Annotated in this window: 1 protein-coding gene; it reads left to right on the top strand. The window is 72.1% G+C overall.

What is annotated here, in order from left to right:
• Positions 1 to 4,290 (top strand): type I polyketide synthase (locus ACFYOY_RS48985; protein ID WP_388594603.1); only part of this gene is annotated, 4,290 nt, incomplete at both ends.

Genomic DNA, 4,290 nt, shown 5'->3' with positions numbered 1-4,290 from the left:
GATTTCGCCGCGTGAGGCGCTGGCGATGGATCCGCAGCAGCGGTTGCTGCTGGAGACCTCCTGGGAGGCGTTCGAGCGCGCGGGCATCGACCCGGTCACGCTGCGCGGCAGCCGTACGGGTGTCTTCGCGGGCACCAACGGACAGGACTACGCCGCTCTCGTCTCCACCCCGCCCGAGGGCCTGGAGGGCCATCTGGGCACGGGCAACGCGGCGAGTGTCGTGTCGGGGCGGGTCGCCTACACCTTCGGTCTCGAGGGCCCGGCGGTGACGGTGGACACGGCGTGCTCGTCGTCGCTGGTGGCGCTGCACATGGCCGTTCAGGCGCTGCGCGGCGGCGAGTGCACGATGGCGCTCGCGGGTGGCGTCACGGTGATGTCCACGCCGGAGGCGTTCGTCGACTTCAGCCGTCAGCGCGGGCTCGCGGAGGACGGTCGGATCAAGGCGTTCGCGGCCGGTGCGGATGGCACCGGCTGGGGCGAGGGTGTCGGCATGCTGCTGGTCGAGCGGCTGTCGGACGCGGAGAAGAACGGGCACCCGGTGCTGGCCATCGTGCGGGGCAGCGCGATCAACCAGGACGGTGCGTCGAACGGTCTGACGGCGCCCAACGGCCCGTCGCAGCAGCGTGTCATCCGGCAGGCGCTGACCAGCGCCGGGCTGACGACCGGCGATGTGGACGTCGTCGAGGCGCACGGCACGGGTACGACGCTGGGTGACCCGATCGAGGCGCAGGCGCTGCTCGCCACGTACGGCCAGGAGCGGGATGGGGAGCGGCCGTTGTGGCTCGGCTCCATCAAGTCCAACATCGGTCACACGCAGGCGGCGGCGGGTGTCGCGGGCATCATCAAGATGGTGCTGGCGATGCGGCACGGTGTGCTGCCGCAGACGCTGCACGTGGACGCGCCGTCGCCGCATGTGGACTGGTCGGCGGGGGCCGTTTCGCTGCTGACCGAGCAGGTGGAATGGCCGGAGACCGGCCGTCCGCGCCGCGCGGGTGTGTCGTCCTTCGGGCTCAGTGGCACCAACGCGCACACCATCATCGAGCAGGCCCCGGACCCGGTCCCTCCGGCTGCGGTCGTGGAGCCCGAGCCGCGTGATCTGCCCGCGCTGCCGTGGCTGCTGTCGGCGAAGGACGGTCAGGCGCTGCACGCCCAGGCCGCACAGCTGGCCACCCATCTCCGCACCCACCCCGAACTGAGCCCGGCCGACCTCGCCTTCTCGCTCGCCACCAGCCGCACCGCGCTGGAACAGCGCGCGGCGCTCATCACCACTGACCGCGAGACGTTCCTCGCGGGCCTGGACGCGGTGGCTCGGGGTGAGTCCGTCTCGGGTGTGGTTGAGGGGACGGTCGCTGAGGGCAAGGTGGCGTTCCTGTTCACGGGGCAGGGGAGTCAGCGGCTGGGGATGGGGCGTGAGCTGTATGACGCCTATCCGGTGTTCGCGGATGCGTTGGATGTGGTGTGTGCGCATCTGGATCTGTATCTGGAGCGGCCGCTGCGGGATGTGCTGTTCGGGGATGACGCCGAGGCGTTGGACCGGACGGGGTTCACCCAGCCGGCGTTGTTCGCGGTCGAGGTGGCGTTGTTCCGGCTGGTGGAGGCGTGGGGTCTGGAGGCGGATTTCCTCTCCGGGCATTCGATCGGTGAGTTGGCTGCCGCGCATGTGGCGGGTGTGTTCTCGCTGGCGGACGCGGCGAAGCTGGTGGCGGCGCGTGGTCGTTTGATGCAGGAGCTTCCGGCCGGTGGCGCGATGTTCGCGGTGCGGGCGTCGGAGGACGAGGTGCTCCCGCTGCTGACCGAGCGCGTCTCGATCGCCGCGCTCAACGGGCCCACCTCTGTGGTCATCGCGGGTGACGAGGACGCGGCGCTGGAGATCGCCGCGTCGTTCGAGGCGCGGGGCCGCAAGACCAAGCGGCTCACGGTCAGCCACGCGTTCCACTCGCCGCGCATGGACGGGATGCTGGAGGCGTTCCGTGAGGTCGCGGAGGGGCTGACCTACGAGGCGCCGCGGATCCCGATCGTCTCGAACCTCACCGGGACCGTCGTCTCCGCCGAGGAGATCACGACGGCCGACTTCTGGGTGCGCCATGTCCGCGAGGCGGTCCGCTTCCTCGATGGCATCCGCACCTTGGAAGCGGAGGGTGTGACGACCTTCGTCGAGCTCGGCCCCGACGGCGTTCTCTCCGCGATGGCGCAGGAGTGCGTGACCGGCGACGACGTCGCGTTCGCCGCCGCGCTGCGGAAGGGGCGTGCGGAGGCCGAGTCGGTGACTGCCGCCCTCGCCCTGCTGCATGTCCGGGGCCAGTCCCTGGACTGGGGTGGCTACTTCGCGGGCACCGGGGCCCGGCGGGTCGAGCTGCCGACGTACGCCTTCCAGCGCACGAGGTACTGGTGGGAGGAGGCCCCGGCGGCGGAGGCTGCCGCGTCGGGCTCGGCCGTCGATGGGCGGTTCTGGGATGTGGTGGAGCGCGGGGATGTGGCCGCGCTGGCGGCGGAGCTGGCGGTGGATCCGGGGGTTTCGCTGGGTGAGGTGTTGCCTGCGTTGTCGTCGTGGCGGCGGCAGGAGTCGGTGCGTTCTGCGGTGGATGGTTGGCGTTACCGGGTGGTGTGGAAGCCGGTGACGGGGCGGTCGGCGGCCGGGGTGTTGGGTGGCTGCTGGGTGGTTGTGGTCCCGGTGGAGGGGGCCGGGGGTGTGTGGGCCTCGGGTGTGGTGCGGATGCTGGCCGGGCGTGGTGTGGATGTGCGCGTGGTCGAGTCGGACGCGGCGGATCGGGCTGGGATCGCGGATGAGCTGCGTGGGGTGGTGGGCGACGCCTCGGTGACGGGTGTGGTGTCGCTTCTGGCGGTGGCCGAGGGTGAGACGGGTCTGTTGCGGACGGCTGCGTTGGTGCAGGCGTTGGGTGATGCGGGTGTGGGTGCGCCGTTGTGGGTGGCGACGCGGGGTGCGGTGTCGGTGGGGCGTTCGGATGGTGGGGTGAATCCGGGTCAGGCCCTGGTGTGGGGGCTTGGCCGGGTGGCGGCGTTGGAGCTGCCGGAGCGGTGGGGTGGTCTGGTCGATCTGCCGGAGTCGGTGGATGAGCGTGCGCTGGGACGGTTGGCGGGTGTGCTGGCCGGGGCCGGTGGCGAGGATCAGGTCGCGGTGCGTGGCTCGGGTGTCTTCGGACGCCGGCTGACGGAGGCTTCCGGGACCCGGACGTCGGACGACGAGGGCTGGCGGCCCTCGGGTTCGGTGCTGGTGACCGGTGGCACGGGTGCGCTGGGTGCGCATCTGGCTCGCTGGTTGGTGGAGAACGGCGCCGAGCACGTGGTGCTCACCAGCCGCCGGGGGCTGGAGGCTCCGGGTGCGGTGGAGCTGCGGGATGAGCTGGCGGCCTCGGGTGCTCGGGTGACCGTTGCCGCGTGCGATGTGGCGGACCGGGACGCGCTCGCGGAGCTGATGGCGTCCATACCGGCCGAGTTCCCGCTGACCGCTGTCGTGCACGCGGCCGGTGTGCTGGACGACGGCCTTGTGGACACGCTGGACGCCGAGCGACTGGAGCGCGTGGTGCGCGCCAAGGCCACCTCCGCGCAGAACCTCCATGAGCTGACGCGCGACCTGGACCTTTCGGCGTTCGTCCTCTTCTCCTCGTTCGCCGGGTCGGTGGGCGCTGCCGGGCAGGGCAACTACGCGGCGGCCAATGCCTACCTGGACGCGCTGGCCGAGCTGCGCCGCGCCGAGGGCTTGCCCGCCACCTCGATCGCCTGGGGCCCGTGGGCCGAGGGCGGCATGGCCGCCGACGAGGCGCTGGAGCGGCGGATGCGCCGCGACGGAGTGCCGCCCATGGCGCCCGAGTCGGCGCTCACCGCGCTGCGGCAGGCACTGGACCTCGATGACACCGCCGTGACGGTCGCGGACATCGACTGGGACCGGTTCCTGGCCGAGTTCACCGCCGTACGGCCGAGCGCGCTGTTCGACGAGGTACGAGCCGCGCGTCCGGCGCCGGCCGCCGAGAGCACGCCGCGCCCGGCCGCCACCGCCGGGACCGGCACACTGGCGGAGCGGCTGTCCGGTCTGACGGACAACGAGCGCGCACAGACGCTGCTGGAGCTGGTGCGTACGCAGGTGGCATCGGTGCTGGGGCACGGCGGGGCCGAGGCGGTCGAGGCCGGACGCGCCTTCAAGGAGCTGGGCTTCGACTCGCTCACTGCCGTCGAACTCCGCAACCGGCTGAACGCGGCGACCGGCCTGCGGCTGGCCGCCACGCTCATCTACGACTACCCGAACGCCACCGCCCTGGCGGACCATCTGCGGAC

The organism is Streptomyces sp. NPDC007875, from assembly GCF_042868035.1.
In the GTDB taxonomy this organism is placed as follows: Bacteria; Actinomycetota; Actinomycetes; order Streptomycetales; family Streptomycetaceae; genus Streptomyces; species Streptomyces antimycoticus.
The sequence above is the reverse complement of the archived record's forward strand: the minus strand, read 5'-3'. Positions and strand labels throughout refer to the sequence as shown.